At 56.0% G+C, this 22,289-nt stretch carries 16 protein-coding genes; 7 read left to right on the forward strand and 9 right to left on the reverse strand.

Translation table 11 applies throughout. The features are described 5' to 3' along the window. Positions 1-2: 2 nt before the first annotated feature. The 3 genes from AB1L30_RS13005 to AB1L30_RS13015 are packed head-to-tail and all read right to left on the reverse strand — an operon-like array spanning position 3 to position 3,589. A complete protein-coding gene (locus AB1L30_RS13005; protein ID WP_367013851.1) occupies positions 3-809 on the reverse strand; it encodes a phosphonate ABC transporter ATP-binding protein in 807 nt (268 codons plus the stop codon). A gap of 43 nt (positions 810-852) precedes the next feature. Next, a complete protein-coding gene (locus AB1L30_RS13010; protein WP_367013852.1) occupies positions 853-1,803 on the reverse strand; it encodes a phosphate/phosphite/phosphonate ABC transporter substrate-binding protein in 951 nt (316 codons plus the stop codon). 37 nt (positions 1,804-1,840) lie between these two features. Then, complete coding sequence (locus tag AB1L30_RS13015; RefSeq protein ID WP_367013853.1) at positions 1,841-3,589, reverse strand: metallophosphoesterase; 1,749 nt, start codon at positions 3,587-3,589, stop codon at positions 1,841-1,843. Between the two features lie 375 nt (positions 3,590-3,964). On the opposite strand from AB1L30_RS13015, the gene AB1L30_RS13020 reads away from it, so the two are divergent. After that, positions 3,965-4,807: a MurR/RpiR family transcriptional regulator gene (locus tag AB1L30_RS13020; RefSeq protein ID WP_367013854.1), complete on the forward strand. Its 843-nt coding sequence runs from the start codon at positions 3,965-3,967 to the stop codon at positions 4,805-4,807. A gap of 14 nt (positions 4,808-4,821) precedes the next feature. On the opposite strand, the gene AB1L30_RS13025 is transcribed toward AB1L30_RS13020, so the two are convergent. Together AB1L30_RS13025 and AB1L30_RS13030 are read right to left on the reverse strand one after the other, a co-directional pair. After that, complete coding sequence (locus AB1L30_RS13025) at positions 4,822-6,075, reverse strand: amidohydrolase family protein (protein WP_367013855.1); 1,254 nt, start codon at positions 6,073-6,075, stop codon at positions 4,822-4,824. Between the two features lie 64 nt (positions 6,076-6,139). Further along, the gene (locus AB1L30_RS13030; RefSeq protein WP_367013856.1) at positions 6,140-9,280 is read right to left on the reverse strand and encodes an amidohydrolase family protein; all 3,141 of its coding nucleotides are present in this window, start codon (positions 9,278-9,280) and stop codon (positions 6,140-6,142) included. A 373-nt stretch (positions 9,281-9,653) separates the two neighbouring features. On the opposite strand from AB1L30_RS13030, the gene AB1L30_RS13035 reads away from it, so the two are divergent. Beyond that, on the forward strand, positions 9,654-10,823 hold the full coding sequence (locus AB1L30_RS13035; protein WP_367013857.1) for a serine hydrolase: 1,170 nt from the start codon (positions 9,654-9,656) through the stop codon (positions 10,821-10,823). A gap of 24 nt (positions 10,824-10,847) precedes the next feature. On the opposite strand, the gene AB1L30_RS13040 is transcribed toward AB1L30_RS13035, so the two are convergent. The 4 genes from AB1L30_RS13040 to AB1L30_RS13055 are packed head-to-tail and all read right to left on the reverse strand — an operon-like array spanning position 10,848 to position 14,676. Then, a complete protein-coding gene (locus AB1L30_RS13040; protein WP_367013858.1) occupies positions 10,848-11,897 on the reverse strand; it encodes a GlxA family transcriptional regulator in 1,050 nt (349 codons plus the stop codon). 57 nt (positions 11,898-11,954) lie between these two features. After that, positions 11,955-12,719 carry an ABC transporter permease gene (locus AB1L30_RS13045; RefSeq protein ID WP_367013859.1) on the reverse strand — a complete coding sequence of 255 codons (765 nt, stop codon included), beginning with the start codon at positions 12,717-12,719 and terminating at the stop codon, positions 11,955-11,957. Beyond that, positions 12,716-13,729 carry an aliphatic sulfonate ABC transporter substrate-binding protein gene (locus tag AB1L30_RS13050; RefSeq protein WP_367013860.1) on the reverse strand — a complete coding sequence of 338 codons (1,014 nt, stop codon included), beginning with the start codon at positions 13,727-13,729 and terminating at the stop codon, positions 12,716-12,718. Before AB1L30_RS13050 ends, AB1L30_RS13045 begins: the two co-directional genes overlap by 4 nt. Positions 13,730-13,740: 11 nt before the next feature. Continuing rightward, a complete protein-coding gene (locus tag AB1L30_RS13055; protein WP_367013861.1) occupies positions 13,741-14,676 on the reverse strand; it encodes an ABC transporter ATP-binding protein in 936 nt (311 codons plus the stop codon). A gap of 583 nt (positions 14,677-15,259) precedes the next feature. Between AB1L30_RS13055 and AB1L30_RS13060 the strand changes: the two genes are divergently transcribed. From AB1L30_RS13060 to AB1L30_RS13080, 5 genes are read left to right on the forward strand one after another with little or no spacing between them, the layout of a single operon-like run. Continuing rightward, positions 15,260-16,549, forward strand: a complete 1,290-nt coding sequence (locus AB1L30_RS13060; protein WP_367013862.1) for an aminotransferase class III-fold pyridoxal phosphate-dependent enzyme — start codon at positions 15,260-15,262, stop codon at positions 16,547-16,549. A 31-nt stretch (positions 16,550-16,580) separates the two neighbouring features. Then, positions 16,581-17,573 carry an aldo/keto reductase gene (locus AB1L30_RS13065; RefSeq protein WP_367013863.1) on the forward strand — a complete coding sequence of 331 codons (993 nt, stop codon included), beginning with the start codon at positions 16,581-16,583 and terminating at the stop codon, positions 17,571-17,573. A gap of 42 nt (positions 17,574-17,615) precedes the next feature. Further along, on the forward strand, positions 17,616-18,932 hold the full coding sequence (locus AB1L30_RS13070; protein ID WP_367013864.1) for a carcinine hydrolase/isopenicillin-N N-acyltransferase family protein: 1,317 nt from the start codon (positions 17,616-17,618) through the stop codon (positions 18,930-18,932). A 45-nt stretch (positions 18,933-18,977) separates the two neighbouring features. Continuing rightward, the gene (locus AB1L30_RS13075; protein ID WP_367013865.1) at positions 18,978-19,766 is read left to right on the forward strand and encodes a BPL-N domain-containing protein; all 789 of its coding nucleotides are present in this window, start codon (positions 18,978-18,980) and stop codon (positions 19,764-19,766) included. Between the two features lie 50 nt (positions 19,767-19,816). Beyond that, positions 19,817-22,285 (forward strand): M14 family zinc carboxypeptidase, encoded by a 2,469-nt coding sequence (locus tag AB1L30_RS13080; protein ID WP_367013866.1) that lies wholly within the window; start codon positions 19,817-19,819, stop codon positions 22,283-22,285. The last annotated feature ends 4 nt before the right edge of the window (positions 22,286-22,289 follow it).

Consider the following 22,289-nt stretch of genomic DNA (forward strand, 5'->3'; position numbering starts at 1 on the left):
GCTCATCGGTTGGTCGAAGCATTCTGCAAAGCATTTTCAGCCTGGCCAGTCGTTACCGGACTTGCCTCGCGGCGGAAATAGTCGGACGACAGTTCCGAACTCTGTCGCCATTGGTTCGGCGTGCCATCGAACTTAACCTTTCCTTTGGCCATATGAACGATGCGATCCGCGTACTTTTCCGCCATGTCCGGCTGATGGAGATTGCATAGCACGGCAATATTCCACCGATGAGCGGCTTCTCGCAATAGCTCCAGAATTTCGCGACCGGTGGCTGGGTCTAAGCTGGCTACCGGTTCGTCCGCCAGGATCAAGGAAGGCTGACGGATGAGGGCGCGTGCAATCGCAACGCGTTGCTGCTGTCCGCCCGACAGTTGCCCAGCGGCACGATTCGTATGGATTGGTTCCAACCCGACTCGTTCCAGCCACTGACAGGCCAGCTCGCGTTCGGCAATACTCCAATGCCGGAAGATGGAACGGTACCATGGAATCCAGGGAAGGCGGCCAAGCAGAACGTTATCGAGCGTGCTAAGTCGCGGAACCAAAGCGAAGTGCTGATGGACAACCCCCATGCGATGCTGTAACCGTCGTCGCGACCTGGTCAGCATTGCCTCGCCGTCGATCTCGACCTGGCCTTGGTCTGCCGACAACTGGCCGCTAATCAACTTCAGCAACGTCGACTTGCCCGCTCCGGAATGGCCGAGCATCACCACGAATTCTCCCCGTTCGATCCGGAGCGAAACATCGTCCACCGCGCGAACGGACTGTTGCTTTCTACCGAATGATTTGCTGACAGAGATCAAAGAAAGCATCGAGCGTCTGATACGTGAAGGCGGCGATTGAAATTAGAACCTACTAGCGATCGGCGGCCCGTTCGATAATGGTAGCGATCATTCTTGGATTGACCGGATCAAGATCGTTGATTGCGTCCTCAAATTGCTTTTGAGGAAAATCAACATCGAAGCGATCGTACTGATCGCCACCGTAACCCCGAATCATCTCAGGCCGAACATCGGGCGACTCATGGATCGTGCGGAAGGCTTCACGAAGGCGCTGTTTGACCGTTGGCTCCAACTCGGGATGCATCACCAGAGGTGGGTTTGGAATCGCAGGACTGACCGCCACGACCGAGAGCTCACCCGGAGCGATCGCGTGGCTATTGAGGGCTTTCTCGTAGGCATGCAGCGAACAACCAGCCGCGTCGACATGTCCCTCACGAAGCGCCGCGAGGGCATTGCTATGGCTTCCGGTCAACGAAATCTGGCTGACCCCCAGCACCGGATCGACACCAGCGCGAACGATCATCGCCAACGGGTAACGGAAGCTGGACGTGGAATTTACATCCCCCAGGGCAATTCGCTTTTGTTTCAGGTCTTCGAGTTTCTGGATCCCGCTGCCTGCACGCGTGAGGATGGCAGCCCGGTAAGAACTCGACTTCTCTTTCACAGCGACCGCCAGCAATTCGGCGGCGCCACGTTTTTGTGCTTGCAGGAATGTCACCGGACCGAGGAAAGCAATATCGACTCGCTTGGCGACCAGGCCTTCCACGACCGATCCGTACGATGTGCCGACGCGAAGCTCGAAGTGAAGGTCTTCGTTTCGTGTGATGGCGTTGAACACAGGACGAAAATCGTCCAGAGTCGTATCCGCCCCCGTATCAGCAGGAATGAGCATCACGCGAAGTGGTCGCTGAGCCGTACCATCTCGCAAAGAGTCTTCCGCCGCGGCGGCTACTCCGACCAGGGAGACGCCGCCCAGCAGCAGCTGCAGAAAAATGCGAAACGAGATGGCTAACGAAGAAGTCATGAACGTTTCCCATTTCAGCAGGCTCATTGCGTTGCCTTCAAGGTCTGGCTGGAAAAGCCTTCAACAATTCGCTTTTTGGCGGCTTGATTCCGTCGCCCGCAGGCTCGTCGCGCTGTGATGGCTGATTGGCCGGGGCTTCATCCAAACGAATCGTGAAGGTCTGGTCTTGATCCAAAAGATACCGATCGTAAAGCGGACTGTAGGTCAACACGTTCACCGTGTTGCCATCTGGCGTGAACTCGAGCAGCCGGAAGTAGCCTTCGCCCCCAAGTTCTCGCATCTGATAGTTCGCGAGCATCTGATGTACGTAGTTCCCGGCGTCGTTCTTGTCGGCCCGGTATCCGGTACCATCATTCAAAACGTGACCGTTGAACGTGAACACAAAGTTGTGCTTGCGAACCAACTTGTCCCACAACTGCTGGCCATCGTTCTTACTACCAGGCGTGCGGTAGTTGTGCGGATTCCAGTGGTTGGGGGAAGTCTTGTCGGTGTGGTCGTAACGACGCGAGTTCGAGAACATGTAGGCATGCGTCACCAGAATGCCTTTTCGATCCGCGTGCTTCGCCATCACCTGGTTCGCCCACGCAACCACTTCATCCCTAGGCGCCCATTCTAGTGCGACGACAATCCACTTTTGACCACCTGCTTCAAACAAATGGTAGGTGTTATCGAGCTTGCCTTGCTCGTACGCTCCCCCAAACCCTTCTCTGGCTGAGGTTTCGTCAAATGAGAAATATTGGTTAAGAAACGTATCGCGGGTCGAAGCATCCCCCGATGGACCGTAATCATGGTTGCCACCGACGATCACATATGGCAGGTGACCTTCAAGCAGCTTCATCGACTCCGCGGCTCGTTGCCATTCGGTCTCGGTGTTGTTGTCGGTAATGTCCCCCAGGTGCAATGCGTACTTGATATTTCGTTCTTCCGCATGGGCACGCAACCAGGCAGTTTGAGCAGAGTAGAGACCAGGATAGCGAACTGAATAGACCTGGGTATCGGGCAGCAAAGCCAGCGTCCATGATCCCTGCTCGAAGCTTCGTTGAACCCGTGGGGAAGGGGTGACGGCGATCGCTTTCGCTTTGCGTGCGTCGATATCTTTAGCATGCTGCAGCAGATTCTTCGCGAACGCTTGAGCCAGCTTGTGCCGCTGCGGAGTCGCAACGTTCTTGCCATCCGCGTCCACAAACTTGTCCAAGTGCATGGCAGCCAGGACGATGCGACCTTGGCCATAGGCACCTTCCATCAGAATCGGATAGGTTGCGTTGCCATCCGAGCTGAGAATCACCTGAAAACCACCCTGGCGATCGAACGTTTCCCAGCCAAGTCGCTCCCCAGACCAAGCAACCTTGTTCTTTTCGATCGGAAAACCTTTCACGAGGGTGTTATCGCTCGAGAGAATATGGAGTTCCGAAAAGTCACGATCGCAACGACGTGCTTCCAGCGTCGTGGGTAGAAAGGGAGGACGGTTTTCGGTTTGATCGGCCTGCGTCATCTGAACCAACAGATTGCCGTCGTCAACGAACTTGTAGAGGTCCTCGGAGTATTGCTCCATGTACTTGGCATAGGCTGGGTCGTCGCTGGCAAAGCTGCCAATGAAGATCATTCCCGAAAGCCCCCAAGGTGATTGATCGTTCGCCAATGGCTGAACATCAAAACCCGCTTCCGCCAGCAGCTGGGTGGCACCGGTCTGCTTGGTCCACGCATCCTGATAATCCCAAACGTAGGCGGTCACCGCAGATGGTTTCGCCGGAGCGGCAGGCAGATCGGTCGTGGAAACGTGGGTCATTATCGCCGTTAAACTCGCTAGAACAAACAATCGGAATCGGATCGCCCAGGCAGGGTTACCAAACATGGAGTATCTCCAAGCAGGGAAAGGGAACAAATCGACCGCCTAAACCGCCACTGGATAACCTATCCATTCGATACGAATCGAATATCCTGGATCGTGACGATTGATAATTCAAAAAGCCAAGATACACCCATACGTCACTGGATGCGATATCCGCACTAGACTCTTAACGGATATTTCATCCAGATCACTGGACATGGGATCCCATTTATAGACGATTATCAAAGCAGCCCGTTCGAACGGACTTCTAGTTTGCTCCGCCGTGCTTCGCCTAGATGCCAGAATTCAACTGATCGGATTCGATCTTTCTCGATGAACACCTCTCCTAACAGCAATCCCGATCCGTCGTGGCGTAAGAAGTTTCGGCGAATGCATGGTGAAATGACTGCCGCCGAGCAGCGTGCCGGCGAGTACTTTGAAAGCCACGCCGAAGCGGCCTATCACTCAATCAGTGAAGTGGTGGCCCATAGCGGCATCGGCTATGGCACCATCATCCGGTTCTGCCAGAAGCTTGGCTGCAAAGGCTTTCAAGAGTTCAAGCTGATGCTCGCGACCGAAGGGGTCGCCAACGTTCGAGCGGACCAGGGGAGCGAAGATCGACCTTCCAGCGCGGTAGAACGCCGTTTGACGAACGAACTTGCCGATACCCTCCGTCTGTTGGAAGACGACCATCTGCAACAAGCTGCCGAGAACCTTCTGGCAGGCAAAGTGGTACTGGTGGTCGGTGTTGCCAGTAGTGCTCCACTGGTGTTGAGCCTGGTTTGGAAGCTGAGCCGAATTGGAATCGACGCGCGTCCTTCGACCGAAGGCTACGTGATGGCGGTGAATGCCACACTGCTGAAGAAGCACGACGTGCTGTTCGCCATCAGCTCTTCAGGAGCCACGAAGGACATTCTCCATGCGGCCGAAGTTGCCGCGGCCCAAGGCGCGACCGTGATCGCGCTGACGAACTTCTCGAGTTCGCCATTAAGCCAGATCGCGGATGTTTCGCTTTTTACGACAGCGAATCGCGATCCGTTGAAGGCCGAAGTTCCGTCGATTATCGCAGGCGAAGCAGTCGCCGAGATGCTGCTCGAACGGTTGCTGTTGCTCGCGCCAGAGCGGCGCGAGCACTTGTTGCAATCGTCGAAGGCCGTTTCCGACCGCAAGCTGTAATCACTTTTCGGCCGTTACTTCTTCGACTGTTCGTACTTCTGCTCGTACTTGTCTCGCAGCATCTGCTGCTTGTCGTTCAGATCGACTGGCTTGCCAAAGACCCAGGCCGACTCGATCTCTGTCGGCGCCTCCAGCGGGTTGCCGTTGCAAAGGATCAACGTCGCGTCTTTGCCGACTTCCAGGCTACCGACGCGGTCGGCCACACCCAGGATCTTAGCAGGCGAAAGCGTGATTGCTTCAATCGCTTCGTCGCTGGTCAAACCGAATGCCGCCGCAGTGGCCGCGTGGTAAGGCAAGTTACGAACGTTCCAGGCTTCCGAACGATCGTAGCCCGAAATTGCAAACAAGATGCCTGCGTCCTTCAAACGCTTTGGCAAGGTGTAAGCGGCATCGTAGGCATCGTCTTTTCGCATCGGCTGGCGATGAATCGAAGAAACGATCACCGGCACGTCGTAATCTTTCAGAAGAGGAGCACACTTCGGAGCGTCATAGCCACCGAAGATCACCAGCTTGACTTTCTGCTCGCGAGCGAAGGCGACGGCGCGGGTTATGTCTTCCCAGCGGTCCGCGGCGATAATGATCGGCTGATTGCCTGCCACGACTTCGCCCATCGCCTCTAAACGTGCATCGTGACGTATTTGCATGCCGGCTTCTTTGGCGCTGGCATACTGACGACATTCCTCGAGGAACTCACCGAGTTCTTCGCGATGATGTTGACTGCGAAGGGTGACGATCATCGCCGTTTCTGGCTTCACGGTCATATCTTCGTAGGTCCAGCCGTCGAGCTGTATCACAGCACTTTGTCCAGCGATCAAACCGCCGGTCGGAGCTGTCATGGTCAGCAGCACACCATTGGTCCGCGTGACGGGTACGATCTCGCTGTCTGGATTGACAGCCACGTGAGCTTTCACGTTCGGATTCAGCTCGCCTGATTCACGGTAATCGTTACTGGCTCGCACCGAAGAGATTTCCGTCAGGCCGATGCGCGAGTATGGCTCGAACAGGCCAGGATAGACGTGCTTAGTGGCTGCCTGAATCACGGTCGCTTCGGCGGGGACTTCAACATCGCTTCCGATCGCCGTGATCTTTCCGTCCTGGAACACGATCGTTCCACCTTTCACGGCGGGCCCGGAAACGGGATGCAATGTTGCACCAACGATCGCGACCGATCCCTTCGGCATCGCACCAGGAATTTGATCCGATGCGAAACCAGCCGACGTAACGAACAACAGCAAAGCAGAGGTGAGAAGGCAGGAAAAACAACGCATAGTTAAAACTCGAACGTGAGTGTGGGAGACAAACGGGAAACGAACGCCATGCAAACCGTGATGATTACTCATGGTGATGCTCATGTTCGTGTTCATGCTCGTGATGACCACAGAACTCGTCGTGACGAGGCCAGAGGCTGGTCGGATCGTCTACCGATTCTCCATGATTCATCATGGGGGCTCGGGTATCGAGAATCTTCTGCACCAGCTTGTTCTTCATATCGGCGAACCTATCACGCTGGGCTTGCTCGTCGTCCTTATCGAAGTACTTCCGACCGTCAATCCAGGTCTGTTTGCAGACACTGAGGTTCGACAACGGTGCGCCTGACCAGATGGTCAGGTCGGCGTCTTTGCCAGCCTCGAGCGAACCGATACGGTCTTCGATCCGCAACTGGATGGCTGCGTTCAGTGTGACAAACTTCAAGGCTTCTTCTTCTGACATGCCGCCGTACTTTACTGCTTTGACAGCCTCCTGATTCATCCGGCGCCCCATTTCGGCGTCATCTGAATTAAACGAGACGACAATGCCTTGGTCGTGCATCATCGCTCCGTTGTATGGAATGGCATCGTCGACTTCGACCTTGTAAGCCCACCAGTCGGCGAACGTCGAGGCGGTTGCACCATGTTCGGCCATGGCGTCGGCCACTTTGTAACCTTCCAGGATGTGCTGCAGCGAGCCAATCTTGATGCCAAAGTCATCCAGCACCCGCAGCAGCGCCAGAATTTCGTCTTGACGGTAGCTATGGCAGTGGATCCAACGTTTCTTCTCGACAATTTCGCTGATCGCTTCCATCTGCAGGTCGACGCGAACCGGCAATCCTGATTTTGCCTTGGCGGCAGCCTTCTTGGCGGCGGCGTACTCTTGGGCTTCCTGGAACTCGTCCCGGAAGACCTGCTCGACACCCATTCGGGTCTGCGGGTAGCGGGTGGTGTAGTTTTCGCCCCAGTTGCTCTGTTTGACGTTTTCGCCCAAGGCGAACTTAATACCAAGCGGAGCCCCTTTGAACTTCAATTCGTCGAAGTTGGCTCCCCATCGCATCTTGATCACCTGGTTCTGGCCGCCGATGGGGTTGGCCGAACCGTGCAGCACGTTGGCGGTTGTCAAACCACCGGCGAGTTGCCAGTAGATATCGATGTCGTTGGCGTCGATGAAGTCGCCGATACGAACTTCGGCGGTGATCGCCTGGCCACTTTCGTTGATGCCGCCATCCGTCGCGATATGCGAATGGCAGTCGATCAGGCCTGGAGTGATATGCATGCCGGTCGCGTCGACAACAACGGCATCTTCAGGAATCTCGAGATCGGCACCAACCGCTTCGATCTTCCCCTTCTTCACCAGAACAATGCCGTTTTCGAGCTTCCCTTGCGGACCGCACGTCCAAACGGTGGCTCCTTTGAAGGCCACCAAGGCTTCCTGTTTCGGAGTCGTTTCCAGGCCAAACGAGCCCAGCGGATATTGAATCGGATAAGAGGCCATCACGACCTTCTTCTCGTCCTTCTTTTCCTTTTCCTCTTCCTTCGTTGGCTCTTCTTCCTTTTTCTTTTCTTCTTCGTTCTCGGCTTCTTCCATGCCGGAGGCCGACATCTTCACGCTCGAGACGGTCCCTTCCGGCCAACGAATTGTGCCGTGCAGCGTTTCGACGTCCTCTTCGTACAGGATCGATAACGTCGCGACCCCCTTAGCACCGAAGTCATCCGAGATGAAGGTAGCGATGACGCGTCCATCTTCCAGCTTCAGATCTTTCAGTTCCTTCTTGTCTTTGAACTTGGGCGTGGTCTCGCCAGGTCGGACAAAACCTTTCAGGTTCTTGTCCCCCTTGATGTTGACCAGCAGAAGCTTCTCAGCGTCTTTCGGTGCGCCTTCCAATTCCAGCTTCCAGTCCCCGGCGATCGCTTCTGGCAGTTCGCTTTGATGCTCGAACCGCTCTCCATTGACCCAGGTTTCGGTGACTTCCGCGTCTTTTTCAAACAGCGGCTTTTCCAGAATAACGAAGCTGGCGAGTTTGCCTGCTTCAATCGTGCCGAGTTGATCCTGCACACCAAACTGCTTCGCAGGAACGGTTGTCAATGCGGCCAGCGCGGCTTCTTCGTTGAAGCCGCGTTCAACGGCGGTTCGCAGATTCTTCAGAAACTGCCCCGTCGATTCCAGACGATACGTGGTCAGCATGATCTCGACCTCTTGCTCGGCAAGCCGGGCCAGGTTCTCAGGAGCATGGTCCCAGTGCATCAGCGATTCCAGCGAAGCATCCGCAGCGGCCTCAGGCGTGGCCACATTCGGAGCTTTAGGGAACGCGACGGGAACAACAATCGGGCGATTGGTCTTCACGACATCGGCCAGGCGGCGATATTCGCGACCACTTCCGATCACGATCAGATCCAAGTCGAATTCTTGAGCGAAGTCGTCCGCTCGCATCAGAAACTGTTCGTTGGAGGTCTCGATCATCACAGGCGCTTTGCCGGTCGCATAAGGCTGCATGGCCGCCAGCGTGACATTCGATTCTGGTAATAGCAGATCTGGATTCTTCTGCACTGCCTGCATCGCTTCGCGGTACCACTTGGCGTCGTAGAAGGCCTGGCGGGAAAGGGCAACCGCACCCATCGGCGAGTTCGGGTAAATCCCCCGGCCGCGTCGACGTGCCAGCGTCAACTCCATCGCCAAGGCATATCGTTCCACCAGAAGGCTATTGGGAAGCGTTCCGCCATCGAGACTGTACAGAGCCGTTTGCCCGCGGACGATTCCATCGCGCGGGGCGATCATCCGAGCCACGAAACCTTGCTTCCGCAAATCGTTGCCACCAATCTGGTCCTTGGTCAGCACCGTGGTGACGTCGAAATCGGCCCGGATGTTGTCGTTCCAATAAGCCGTGGCCGGGCGATTGTCGGCCTGGTCGAGAGCAACTTCCGCATAGCTATCGATGAAACCGGGATAGACAAACTTGCCTTCCAGCTCAACGACTTTCGCGTCGGCTGGAATCTTCGCGTCTTTCGCCAGCGTTTCGATTTTCGATTCGCGGACAATGATGGTCAGCTCTTTCGGCTCGCTCCCTGGCTTGGTGATCACCTTTCCGCCGGTCAATGCATAAGCACGGATCGGGTGGCGATGCAGACCATCCTCGTGACGCGATGTCTGTTGAGGAGCTTGAGCGAAACTAAGAACAGGAACAAGTAAGAGCAATAAGGCAGGCAGGAATACCGAAGGCTTCATCGAGGCTTCCCCAGTTGGGTCATTCAAGTGGCTTCTAGATATCAGGCATCCAGGTTAACGGAATCACCCAATTGTTTTCAGGATAGTTCGAGAACAAGCAAGGTTCCCCATCCATTTTGCGCGAATTGCTATACAAATGTGCCTTCGTCGCAAAGAAGCGAGGGGGCGACTGAGAAAAAGCGCCTATCGAACCCGCTAATCCCTCAATCTCAAATTCACGCGTTTTTCGAGAACTTTCCATTACCCATTTCTGGACCGCGAATCCAGATGGGCCAATTCCTGACCGTCCCAGCACATTGCCAGCATCATGGACCAGGTAAGCTGGACGCAACTTCTACGCTCAATACGACAACGAATGAAAGGAGAATGAACCGTGCGTTGGGCGATTCTGCTATGCCTCTTAAGTATGGCCAGCCACAACTTAGCTGCTGACGATACCGAGTTGCCTCAAATTACTCCAAGCGACGCGGGGATTGATTGCGATGTCCTATGCGAGATGTCGCAGTGGATTCGTCGCGAGAAGCTGGATGTCCGGGCAATGGTTTTGTTGCGTGACGGAAAGCTGGTCATGGAGTGGTATGCTGCCGACGTCACCCGTGAGCACAACCACAACACCTTCTCAGTGACCAAGAGTGTCGTCGCGACGCTGGCCGGAATTGCAATTCAGCAAGGTGAGGTGCCAGGCGTTAATGCCAGCTTGGCTACCTTGCTTCCTCAATCGAAAAGCGTTGCTGAAGCAGACCAAAAGCAAACGATCTCGTTAAAGCAACTGTTGACGATGAGCTCTGGGTTTCCGGTCACCCGTGGTAACCGACCCAACTCCGATCCGCTGCGTCAGCTCTTCGATCAGGTTCACAATGCATCTGATCGCAATCGGTTCGTGCTCGGTTTACCACTCGACCGCAGTCCAGGCAGTTCCTTCGCCTACAACAACAACGATCCCCAGTTAGTTGCGGCCATCGTGCGCGAAGCTTACGACACCAATCTGGTCACGATTGCTGAAAGGAAGCTGTTCACACCTCTTCAGTTTCACAACGTGGAATGGATGTTTCGTGATGGCAAAGGAAATCCGCCAGGCGGGTATGGCCTTCGCCTGCGGGCGATCGACATGGCCAAGCTTGGCCAACTCTATCTGCAGCAAGGTCGATGGAACGGCGAAACGATCTTCGATGCTGCCTTGTGCCGGGAAGCGACTTCGGACCAGACGGGGACTGGCTATGGCTATTTCTGGTGGACCGCTCCCGATGGGGAAGGAGAGAAGACGTTCGCAGCGAAAGGGGTGCGGGGGCAATTGATTTATGTCGACCCCGCGAACCGTATTGTGTTCGCCGTGGCATCTGACTTGCCGCCTGAAAAGGTGCGACCCGTGATCGCAAAGTTGACGAAAGACCTGTTGCCGAAAGCAATCACCCCCTGGCAAGCGACCGAGAAAGATCCGGAATCAGAGCAGCGATGGGAAGCGGAATTGGCGCGAGCTGCTCAATACCGCTCTCCGCATCGCGACGGATTGCCTGGGGTGCGTCTGCCTCAACTCGCCCACTAGGCTACAGCTACCAGCCAATGCTTCTTAGTTGGGAGCCTGCATCGTCGGAAACTGGCGTTTCGCCTCTCGTCGGCGCGTCTGTCGCGGCGACACGCCGAACTTTTCGCGATAGACCCGCGAGAAATGTGACTGCGATTGAAACCCACAGGCAAACGCAATTGAATTCACACTCATTTCGCTATGGATCACCATCTGATGAGCTCGATCCAGACGGAGTTCCAGGTAGAACTGCCCTGGGCTGACCTGTAGATGTTCTTTGAACAGTCGCGATAATTGCCGCGATGACAAGCAAACCGCCGAGGCGAGTTCCGCCGTGCTGAGCGGTTCTTCAAGCTCCGCTTCCATCAGTTCGATCGACTTGATCAGCTTGACGTGATGGATGTCCCAGCGATCGGTGGTCTTTAGTCGTTGGCCTTCCGAGCCATTACGGATTCGCTCGTGCATGAAATGTTCCGCCACGCGAATCGCGATGTCGCGACCATGTTCCGCTTCGATCGCATGCAACACCATATCTATCCCCGCGGTACCGCCAGCACAGGTCACGCGGTTGCGATCGAACTCGAACAGATTCAACGTCAGCTCCGATTGGCGAAACCGCTCGCGAAATGCCGAAGCATTTTCCCAGTGAACCGTCACGCGGTAGCCATCCAGCAAACCGCCAACCGCCAAGAGCTGCTGGGCTGTATCGATCCCGCCGAGAAGCGTTCCCTGGCTTGATAGCCAACGTAGCTTCGAGAACAACTCTGGCGATCGAAATCGCTCGGGCGTATTCCCTCCGACGACCAACACAGTCCCTGGTGGCTGGGCCAGATCTGCAAAGCTTTGCTTAACGCACACTTCAATGCCGTTGCAATCGCTCACTGGTTTGCCATCGAGCGATGTCAGGTTCCACTCGAACTGCGTAGGAGCGTAGCGATTAGCAACACGCAATGCCTCGACAACCGAAAAGAGGGCCATCGACGTGAATTCAGGCAACAGCAGGAACGTGATCGGTGATGGCAACATATAGCCAACCGAGTCAGGCGTGCCCCGCGACTGAAACCGAGAATATTGTGCTTTGTTATGTCCGATCACCACGCGTCTCCCAGAGAACTCTTCCCGATGTTCCGCATCGGTTCGTTTGTTGCACGCCTACATCGACGCCGTTCGCAGCGGTTGCTTCCACCGCACCAGTCGCATATCCAACTGCCGCAGCCCGAGATCCATGAGCGTCCCCAACACACCAATCGTCAACATTCCGACAATTACGACATCGGCATGAAACGTAAGCCGGGCATCGACGATTAAGTAGCCAATGCCTGCCTCGGCTGCGATCAGTTCGGCGGCGACCACGCAGGTCCATGCAAAGCCAATTCCAATTCGCAGCCCCGTGAGGATCGATGGTAGCGCCCCCGGCACGATCACTTTCGAGAAGAACTTCCACCAGCCAATCTCATGGACCCGAGCCAGTTCGATGTAACGTTGGTCGGTCTGGCGGATACCGTCGACCACGTTGATCAGAATCGGAAAGAAAGCCCCCAGGAAGATGATGAACACCTTCGATACCTCACCAATTCCAAACCACAAAACAGCCAGCGGAAACCAGCCAATCGGTGGAATGGGCTTGAGGGTTTGCAGTAGCCAATCACAGGTTTGATCGAAGCGCGACCAAAGCCCAATGGCCGAGCCGAGGGCAATGCCTGCGATGGCTGCCATGCTAAAGCCTTCAAACACTCGGATCAGACTGACACCAATGTGTTGCAGCAGTTCGCCGCTGGAAATCAGTCCCCAGGCACTCGTTGCTACTGTGATCGGCGACGGGAGAAGCAGCGGCGTGATCACGCCGCCACTCGACAACGCCTGCCAAATGGCAATCACGGCCACTGGCAGCCAGATTCGCCAGGCAATGTTATTCATGGGGTTGCCTCGACTTCGGACGAATGATCGTCCTGGAATTTCATTTCAACAAACTGGTTGATGTCGACTTTGTTTCGATTGACGCCCAGATCATGCAGGAACGCCTGCGTGGCATCCAGTTCATCGGTCGTCGCCACGTCGATCGGCGGCAGGTAATGGTTCTTGCTGAAGATCCCGACCAGTTGTTCTGGCGGCATGCCGACATCGCCGCTGATGAGTGAAGCGGCTTCGGAAGGGTGTTCCGAGATGTACAGCTTTCCACGCTCGGCCACCTCCAGCAGTGCATCAATCACTTGCGGTGAAGACTCGATGAGGCGATTGGTTGCCACAATCACTTCGTTACCATTCTTCAGGCCGGTGCCGTCCAGCAGCACCTTGGCCGAGCCGCTTCCGATCATTTGCGAAATATAGGGCTCCCACGTGACGCCTGCATCGATGTGCCCCGACTGAAGGCTGGTGTTAATTTCCGGCCCTGACATGTTGATGAAGCGAACGTCGGCCAGACTCATTCCTTCGCGCTGTAAAGCCAACGCCAGCAAGTGATGACAGAATGATCCCTTCGTGGCCGCGATCTTCTTACCCTTCAGGTCGGCCATATTCTTGACGCGGGAGTCTTTCGGCACCAATACGGCCAGGCTTTGCGGACATGATGCGATCAGTCCGACCACTTTGAATTCGAGTCCTGCCGATCGACCGATGATCGCTGGCGTATCGGCGGTAAGCGCGACATCGATCAGACCGGCAGCGAAGGCTTCGTTTTGAAGTGGACCGTCTCGCATCGTTGACCACTCGACGGTTCCGAGCTTCTTTTCGCTCAGTGCCTCTTGCAGCCATCCTTTACGTTTGGCAACCCACAGCGGAGCGTAAGCTGGAATGGGCTGTAAGCAGACACGGACCGTTTGATCTTCCGGTGCAATTGTCGCGGGACTACACCCTCCGATCACGATGGCCGCGCAAATGGTGACTATCCAGGCAACTGGGTGCCAACTTGGTGACGTTTCGGTTTGCATTGCGAGTCTCCCTACTTCACCAGGCACGCGATAGTGTCTGTTGTCTTTCCGGTTTCATGGAGTGGGAACGCTTCCGCACCAGTGGTAACCGCTTTGGTTGCACTGGGTCGAAAGATTGCGTCCCAAAGCTCTTGCCGGAGACTGTCGTAAGCGGCGTTGCCGCGACTTCGTGGTCGGGGCAGATTGACCTCGAATATGTCGCGGACAACGCCTGGCTTGTCACCGATCACCGCCACGCGATCCGCCAGAAAGAGTGCCTCGTCAATGTCATGGGTGACGAGGACCATGGTCGTCTTTTCTGCTTCCCATATCCGCAGAATTTCGTGTTGCATCTGTTGCCGAGTCAGGGCATCCAAGGCGCCCAGTGGCTCATCCAGCAACAGCACTTCGGGCCGGTTGACGAGTGCTCTGGCAAGTCCGACTCGTTGCGCCATTCCGCCTGATAACTGCCCAGGAAAGGCGTTCTCGAAGCCTTCGAGACCCACCAGCCGAATATGTTCTTGAACAATCGCTTCACGACCGTGAATCACCGACTCGCGAAGCCCGAAATCGATGTTTTGGCGGACCGTTAACCAAGGAAGTAATCGGTGCTCTTGAAAGACCATTCCGCGGTCGAGGCCCGGTTTGGTCACCTTGCGACCGCCCACGCGAATGGTGCCGGAACTTGCCGGTTCAAGCCCTGCGATCATTTTCAGAAGCGTGCTCTTGCCGCAGCCACTTCCTCCAACCAGGCAAAAGAACTCACCCGGGTGGATCGTCAGGTTGATATCGTTCAGTACCAGCACATCGTTGTGATGGACCTGAAAGGATTTGCCGCAATGTTCGATTTGAAGACCATTTCCACCGATCGGTCGCCCCAATGGCTCGACGGCTGAATTGTCTTCCGTCAATTCGCGAGCCTGGTCCGAAGTTCGTCCGGTGACCCAAGATATGATCTTGTTTGCCAAGGTAACGATCGTTCTACCTGTTTGGTTGCCGGTGCGTTTGCCGTAGGGGAATGGCAAACACTCACCGCAGGGATGATACGTTGTTCGCAGGCATGATTCGTAGGTGGTGGATGTATCGTAGGCAGACCATCCAACTTGAATTTGTCTTGAGCAGACGCTTATTAGTCACGATGGCCAGCCCACTAGGGCGAGTTCAATTAGACCACCACGATGCGGGATTCGATGGGAAGAATCCGAGTGTGTCTGGCATTTTGCAAAAACTGTCAGTCCAAGTGACCAACAGCGCTAACCTCATCCCGTCGATCCGTCCCTCGGCGGAGCTTTCTCGTGCCTATTTTCTCGAACGAATGTATGTAATTCCGCGCCGGCTGTGCCTGGGTTGCTTTCCCGCGTCTTAGCGATCTTCTTTCCCATTTTCAGGTGCGTGTCGGCAATAGGCACAAAACAGTCGACCTCGTTCAAGAGCCTCTCGGTTGCTGTGGCTAATTTGGCATGTATGGATGGACGGTTCTGGTCGTCCACCATGCGAAGTGCAGCCCGAAACCCGATTTAAGAGGTTCGCAACGTGGTGATGGATCTTGAAATGCAGAACTACTGGATGCCGTTCACGGCCAATCGTTCTTTCAAGGCTGCCCCCCGGTTGATCACTTCAGCCGAAGGAGTGCACCTGATCGATCCTGATGGACGACGAATTCTCGACGGCTCGTCCGGATTGTTTTGCGTCCCGGCTGGTCACTGTCGTCCAGAGATCGCGAAGGCGGTCAGCGAACAGCTCCGCAAGCTCGATTACACCTCTCCCTTTCAGTTCTCGCATCCTGGCGGATTTCGTCTCGCTGAAAAGATTGCCTCGCTGACACCGCCTGGTCTCGATCGCATCTTCTTCGCCAATTCCGGATCCGAGTCAGTCGACACCGCGATGAAAATGGCCCTCGCATATCACCGCGCGAATGGTCAGCCGTCGCGTCAACGTTTCGTCTCTCGAGAACTGGCTTACCACGGCGTGAACTTTGGCGGACTATCTTGCGGCGGAATGGTGAAGAACCGGGAAGGCTTCGGCACGCTTCTGCCAGGAGTCGTCCACATGCGCCATACCCAGAGTCAAAAAGGGACCTTTACCAGGGGCCAAGCCGATTCAGGACACGATTTGGCAGATGACCTGCAGCGAGCAATTGACTTGCACGGAGCCGAAAGCATCGCCGCGGTGATTGTCGAACCGGTGGTTGGGTCGGTCGGTATTCTGGTTCCTCCGAAGGGCTATCTTCAGCGTTTACGTCAGATTGCCAGTCAGCATGGAATTCTCTTGATCTTCGACGAAGTGATCACCGGCTTCGGTCGAACTGGCAACCGATTCGCCGCCCAGACCTTCGACGTACAGCCCGATCTGATCACGATGGCCAAGGCGCTGACCAATGGGTCGATGCCGATGGGGGCCGTCGCCGCGGGCACGCATATCTACGACACCATTACGAGCGCGGCGCCGGAAAACGGAATCGAGTTCTTCCACGGTTACACCTATTCCGCCCACCCGGTGGCAACCGCGGCCGCCCTGGCCACGATCGAGATTTTCGAGACCGACGGTCTGTTTGAGCAGGCCGCCGACCTGATCGGACCATTTCAAGAAGCAGTCTATTCACTGCAAGAGCTGCCTCTGGTAACCGACATCCGTAGCTTCGGATTGTTGGCAGGAATTGACCTGGCCCCTGCGGAACGTTTTGGGCAGCGTGGTTTCGCTGCTCTTAAGAAGCTGTTCGAGGCGGGCCTAATGGTTCGTGTGACGAACGACACGATCATCCTGGCACCCCCGTTCGTGATGACCCCCAAGCAGATCGAGCAAATGGTCAGCATCGTCAAGGATGTCGTTACTCGTTTGTAGGTCACCCGACGCGCTGCAAGAAAGGCTTTCCATGAAGTTTACTCACATCGGAATCGATCGCTGCCAGGTATCCGCCGTCGCGTTGGGCTGCGCCGGGATGACCGACCTGTATGGCCAACGGGACGATCAAGAATCAATCGCCACGATTCACGCCGCACTCGACGCAGGCCTTAACTTTCTCGACACGGCCGACATGTATGGTCCGTTCAGCAACGAACTGCTGATTGCCGATGCCGTCCGCGACCGACGTGACCAAGCCTTCATTGCGACCAAATTCGGTACGCTGCGTGACGCCAGCGACAAACAAAAGCGGGGCACATGCGGTCGTCCCGATTACGTCAAATCTTCTTGCGACGGTTCCCTCACGCGGCTGGGCATCGACACCATCGACCTCTATTACCAGCACCGCGTAGATGTTGCGGTTCCCATTGAAGAGACCGTCGGCGCGATGAAGGAACTGGTGGAAGCGGGTAAGGTTCGATACCTCGGCCTTTCCGAGGCATCTGTGGCGACCCTCACGCGAGCCCAGTCAGTTCATCGGATCGACTCGTTGCAGACCGAGTACTCGATCTGGAGTCGCGATGCCGAAGACATCGGCGTGATCGATTATTGTCGTCAGCACAATATTCTCTTCGTCGCTTGTAGTCCGCTGGGACGCGGGTTTCTCACCGGGCAAATTACGTCGTTCGACGACCTGGCAGAGGATGACTACCGCCGTCACTCGCCACGTTTCCAAGGCGACAACTTTCAGAAGAACCTGGAAGTGCTCGCGGAATTGCAAGCAGTCGCCCATGCCCATGGCCGTACGCCTGCCCAACTGGCATTGGCCTGGCTTATGAAGAAAGAACCCCAGATGGTTCCGCTCTTTGGGACCAAGAAGGTGAAGTACCTCCGCGAAAACCTGCAAGCGTTCGACTTCACTTTGAGCGAAGCCGAGATGCAACAGATCGCCACCGTCGCACCGGAAAACGCATTTGCTGGCGAACGTTATACGGACGAACTGATGAAGTTGTTGAATGCCTGATTCACTCCTTTCCATTCCCTCCTGAACCCACGAGACTTGGCCATGCCTTACCGTTTGAAGCCGTTGCTGGCGGCAGTCGTGCTCGCCTTCGCCACGCTACCGCTCATGTCTTCCAATTCCGTCCAAGCGTGCACGACGGCCGTGATCAGTGGTCGCGCCACCAGCGATGGTCGCCCGATCTTGTGGAAGAATCGCGATACGCGTGATACGACACATCAAGAGATTTTGCAGCTAACCGAAGGAAAGCACCGAGCGATCGGCGTCGTCAACGCTGGAAAGACGAATTCGGTCTGGATGGGAGTCAACGAAGCTGGCTTCTGCATCGAGAACTCCGTCGCACGCGACCTGGCCATCCCTGGCAAGAAGAGCGGCCTCGGTAATGGTGGGTTGATGAAGCGTGCCCTGGAGACTTGTGCCACGGTCGCTGAGTTCAAGCAGTTGCTGGAGGAAACAGACGAAACCGGGCGTACCACCATCGGCAACTTCGGCGTGATCGACGGAGCAGGGGGCGCCGCAATGTTCGAGGTCGGTCCGAAGTCGCACGTGATGTACGACGCCAACGATCCCGAAACGGCCCCTGATGGAATTGTTGTCCGGGCCAACTTCGCCACAACGGTTCGGGACCTGCCGATCGACCCGACCGCTGATCAGCTTGTGGAAGTACCTTCGCAAGATCGTTACCGTCGTGCTTGTTCGTTGCTTAAGCCGCTGGCTGGAGACAAGATCAGTGTCGCCTATGTTCTCCGGAACTGTACACGTGACCTGAGCGACTCGAAACTCGCGCCGCTGCCCGGTAGCGTGAATCTGAAAGGGAATCCCCTACCGCCTGAGATTGATACCGCGAACACGATCAGTCGTTCTTTTACGGTTTCGGCGGCCGTGTTCCATGGCGTTTTACCGGATGAGGATCCTCGCCTAACGACGATGTGGACGATTCTCGGCGAGCCGATCTTCTCGCTCGCGGTTCCTTGTTTTGCAGCCACGACCGACCTCAGTCCCGAGCTCGTCGGGAAACGAGGTGCTCCGATCAACGAGTTGGCTAACTCGCTACGAACCTGGAACTACTTCCCGGAAGCGGAGACCCTCCGCGGTGACGGACTGCCTGATCTTTGGAAAGAACTGTGGGCTACGGAAGATCAGCTACTCGCCGAAACGCTACAGCAACGTGACGCATGGCAAACCGCACCATTCACGGCCGAAGAACTGACTGCCTTTCAGAAGCAGCAAGTGGAGACTGCTTATGGCACGCTGCGAGCTGCCTTCCTGGCGACGAAGAACGAAGCTCTGACGCGAATCTCGGCGCCACTTCCTGATTTCACGCTCGCCACCGAACTTTCGGAATCGGTAACCGATCGATGAACCTTCCTGTTGACTGCGAATAGTCCCCACCCGGAGAACCTACCCATGACCCTACCTGGAATGAAGGCCATGTTTGCCGCAGCGTGCTGCCTGATGGCTGCGCTGACGACCAATACCCTGGCAGAAGAAGCCACGCCCATCACCCCAATCGAGCCCGTCAAGGTTGCGGTGTACGACCACTCCGGCGGTACCGCCAATGGACCGAAGGATCTCGCCAAGTTTTTGATCGCCGAAAATGGTTTTCAGATGACCATCGTCACGGCGCAAGAGATCCGCGATGGCGTCTTGATGAATGGTTTCGACGTACTGGTGATGCCTGGGGGAATGGCCAGTGCCCAAGCCAAGAACCTCGAAGAATCAGGACGAGACGAAGTTCGACGTTACGTGAAATCAGGCGGCGGCTATGTCGGCATCTGTGCCGGAGCTTACCTGAGCACTACGTACAAACCATGGGCGCTCGGTATCGTGAATGCCAAGGTTTGGGATCTGGCGCACTGGGCACGGGGAACCGGCATGGTGAAGCTCGAGATGACTCCTTCCGGTTGCTCGACTTTGAAGATGCCTAAGGATCAGGTGGAAGTCTACTACGGTCAGGGTCCCATGATCGTCCCAGGGAACGACCCCGACCTGCCAGGGTACGAGATCCTGGCGACTTATGGTTCGGAGATCGCCGCCAAAGGTGCTCCCGAAGGAGCAATGGTGGGCATGCATGCGATCGTCCGCACGATGTATGGACAAGGCCGCGTCGTGGCATTCAGTCCTCATCCCGAGAAAAAGTACGGGCCCGAATCGCTGATGGCGGAAGGGATCCGCTGGGCAGGACGAGGAGACTGATAGCCTCGTCCCCAACCATCCAATACGTTTCCCCTTTCGGATGAAAGTTTATGATTCGAACCAACCGCACGCTTGCGTTGATATTCTCTCTTACTTTGACGACATTCACCTTGGCAGCGAAGCCGGAACCCACGCAGGTTCCCGCTTCGCCTGCTCAGTTTCTTGAGCGACCGTTAGCGGCCGATTTTGAACTGGTCGATTGGACCACGGTCGAGTCGTATTACCAGCAGTTGTCCAAGACGGCTCCAACCGTGCAGATGAACGAAGTGGGCCAGTCGACCGAAGGCCGTCGTTTCTATTCGGTGGTGATCTCTTCGGAAGCGAACCTCGCCAATCTCGCGGCAATCAAGGCGGCTTCCAAGACGATCGCCGACCCACGCGGCAAGTCCGAGGAACAACTCGCCAAGGCAGTCGCTGAGGGCAAGGTGGTTTTGATGATTACCCCCACGATGCACTCAGACGAGCCCGCGGCGACCGAAATGGGAATGGAACTTGCCTGGCACCTGGCAACCTCCCAGGAAGAGCCTTGGAAGTCGATGCGTGCCGAAGCGGTGACCGTTATTCTTCCCTCCCTCAATCCTGACGGAATCGATCACGTCACCCATTGGTACAAGGACAATCTCGGTACCCCGTACGAAGATTCTTCGCTGCCCGAGCTCTATCAGAAGTACGCCGGGCACGATAACAATCGCGACTTCTTCGCCCTGACCCAGGTCGAATCGCAGTTGCTTTCCGAATTGATGTACGACGAATGGAATCCGCAAATCTTATGGGACGTTCATCAGCAGGGGTCGGCCCGGGAAAGATTCTTCGTCCCTCCCTACAAAGACCCGCTCAACGAAAACATCGATCCGCAGATTGTCGCCGCTTTGAATGCAATTGGTAACCGGGCGGTCCTCGATATGACGCGCGATGGGCTAACCGGAATCGCAACTGGCGTCTCTTACGATAACTGGTGGAATGGCGGGAATCGGTCGGTCCCGGCGCGTGCCAATATTGTTGGTATTCTGACGGAAGCCGCTTCGGTGAATTATGCTTCGCCCGTCTTTCTCAAAGTCTCGGATCTGCGAGACCCACTCGGTCGGTCGGAGTATCGGGCCTCGAACCGCTTCGTGGCGCCATGGCCGGGAGGCTGGTGGCGGCAGGCCGACATCGTGAACTACGAGTTGTCGTTTGCCCGTTCGCTCCTGGGAAGCATCGGGCGTGAACCGAAGATCTGGTTGGAAACGAAGTTGGCGGCCGCGCTTCAAGCATCGACGATCGACGAACAGTCGAAACGTCAGGCCTGGTTGATCACGACCGACAACGAAGACATCGGCGCCGTCCAGCGACTGATCGATTCGCTTCAGCAGTTGGGCGTTGAACTTCACACGAGCGAATCGATCCTGACCGCTGACGAAAGAAGCTATGCACCCGGCACCATCATCGTTCGCTGCGACCAGCCCCACTCGCGGCTGGTGAACGACTTGTTCGAGTGGAAGCTGTTCCCCAAGGGCGAGACTCCTTACGACGTATCCGGCTGGTCGCTGCCGACACTCTTCGGCTTGCATGTCGTCGAGGTCGTTCAGCCGCTGGAAGGGGAACTGTCACTGCTGAAGACGGGCAAACTGCCAGAGGCATTCGCGGAAGCTCATCCGCAGAAAGATTGGACGCTGCGAGATAGCCGACAATGGACCGCCTTGAATCGTCATCTGGTGAGCGAAGAACCGTTTCAAGTCGCGCTCAAGGACGAAAAGAGCATCGCCGCGAACCCTCCGCGTCTTGAACCAGAACTTGCCAATCGTGTCGAACGAATGCCGCGTGTGGGTGTATATGCTCCCTGGCGGGCCAGCATCGACGAAGGTTGGCTCCGCTGGACGCTTGATTACTTCGAGACCCCTTATCAACGAGTGCGTAACTCGATGGTTCGGGCAGGCAACTTGCGGGCAGACTTCGATGTCATCTTGATTCCAGATATCGTCTCGTCAATTGTCGAAGAAGGACGAAGCGAAAGCAGCACGGCAGCGGCGATGGCTGGTGGTCTCGATACCGACGGCGCCGTCGCGTTGGAAGAATTCGTGCGGGATGGTGGCAAGTTGATCGTGATGGAAAGCGCGACCCCCTGGGCGATCGATCTATTTCGCTTGCCGCTGATCGACGTCACGGAAGAAGCGAAGGGGTTTTCCTGCAGTGGCAGTGTCGTGCGAGGGGAAGTCCAAGAGCATGAACTGACGCATGGATTGAACGCGACGATCCCATTCATGTTTACGCATTCCAAAGCGTGGAGGGAAACGACTAGCAAGGAAAGCGAAGAGCTCGACGCGGTCGACTATCAGGTCGAACCACTTTTACGTTATGCCTCACGACGTGTACTACTTTCCGGAGCAATGACCAAGCCAGAAGTAATTCAGGGGCAGATGGCATGGACCCGCGTGCAATGCGGTGAAGGTTCGATCCACCTGTTCGGCTTCCGGCCGTACTACCGCGGCTGGACGCACGCATCGTTTCATTTGCTGATGCGTGCGATCATGTTCGACTAGAAAT

It is taken from the genome of Bremerella sp. JC817 (genome assembly GCF_040718835.1).
Taxonomy (GTDB): Bacteria; Planctomycetota; Planctomycetia; order Pirellulales; family Pirellulaceae; genus Bremerella.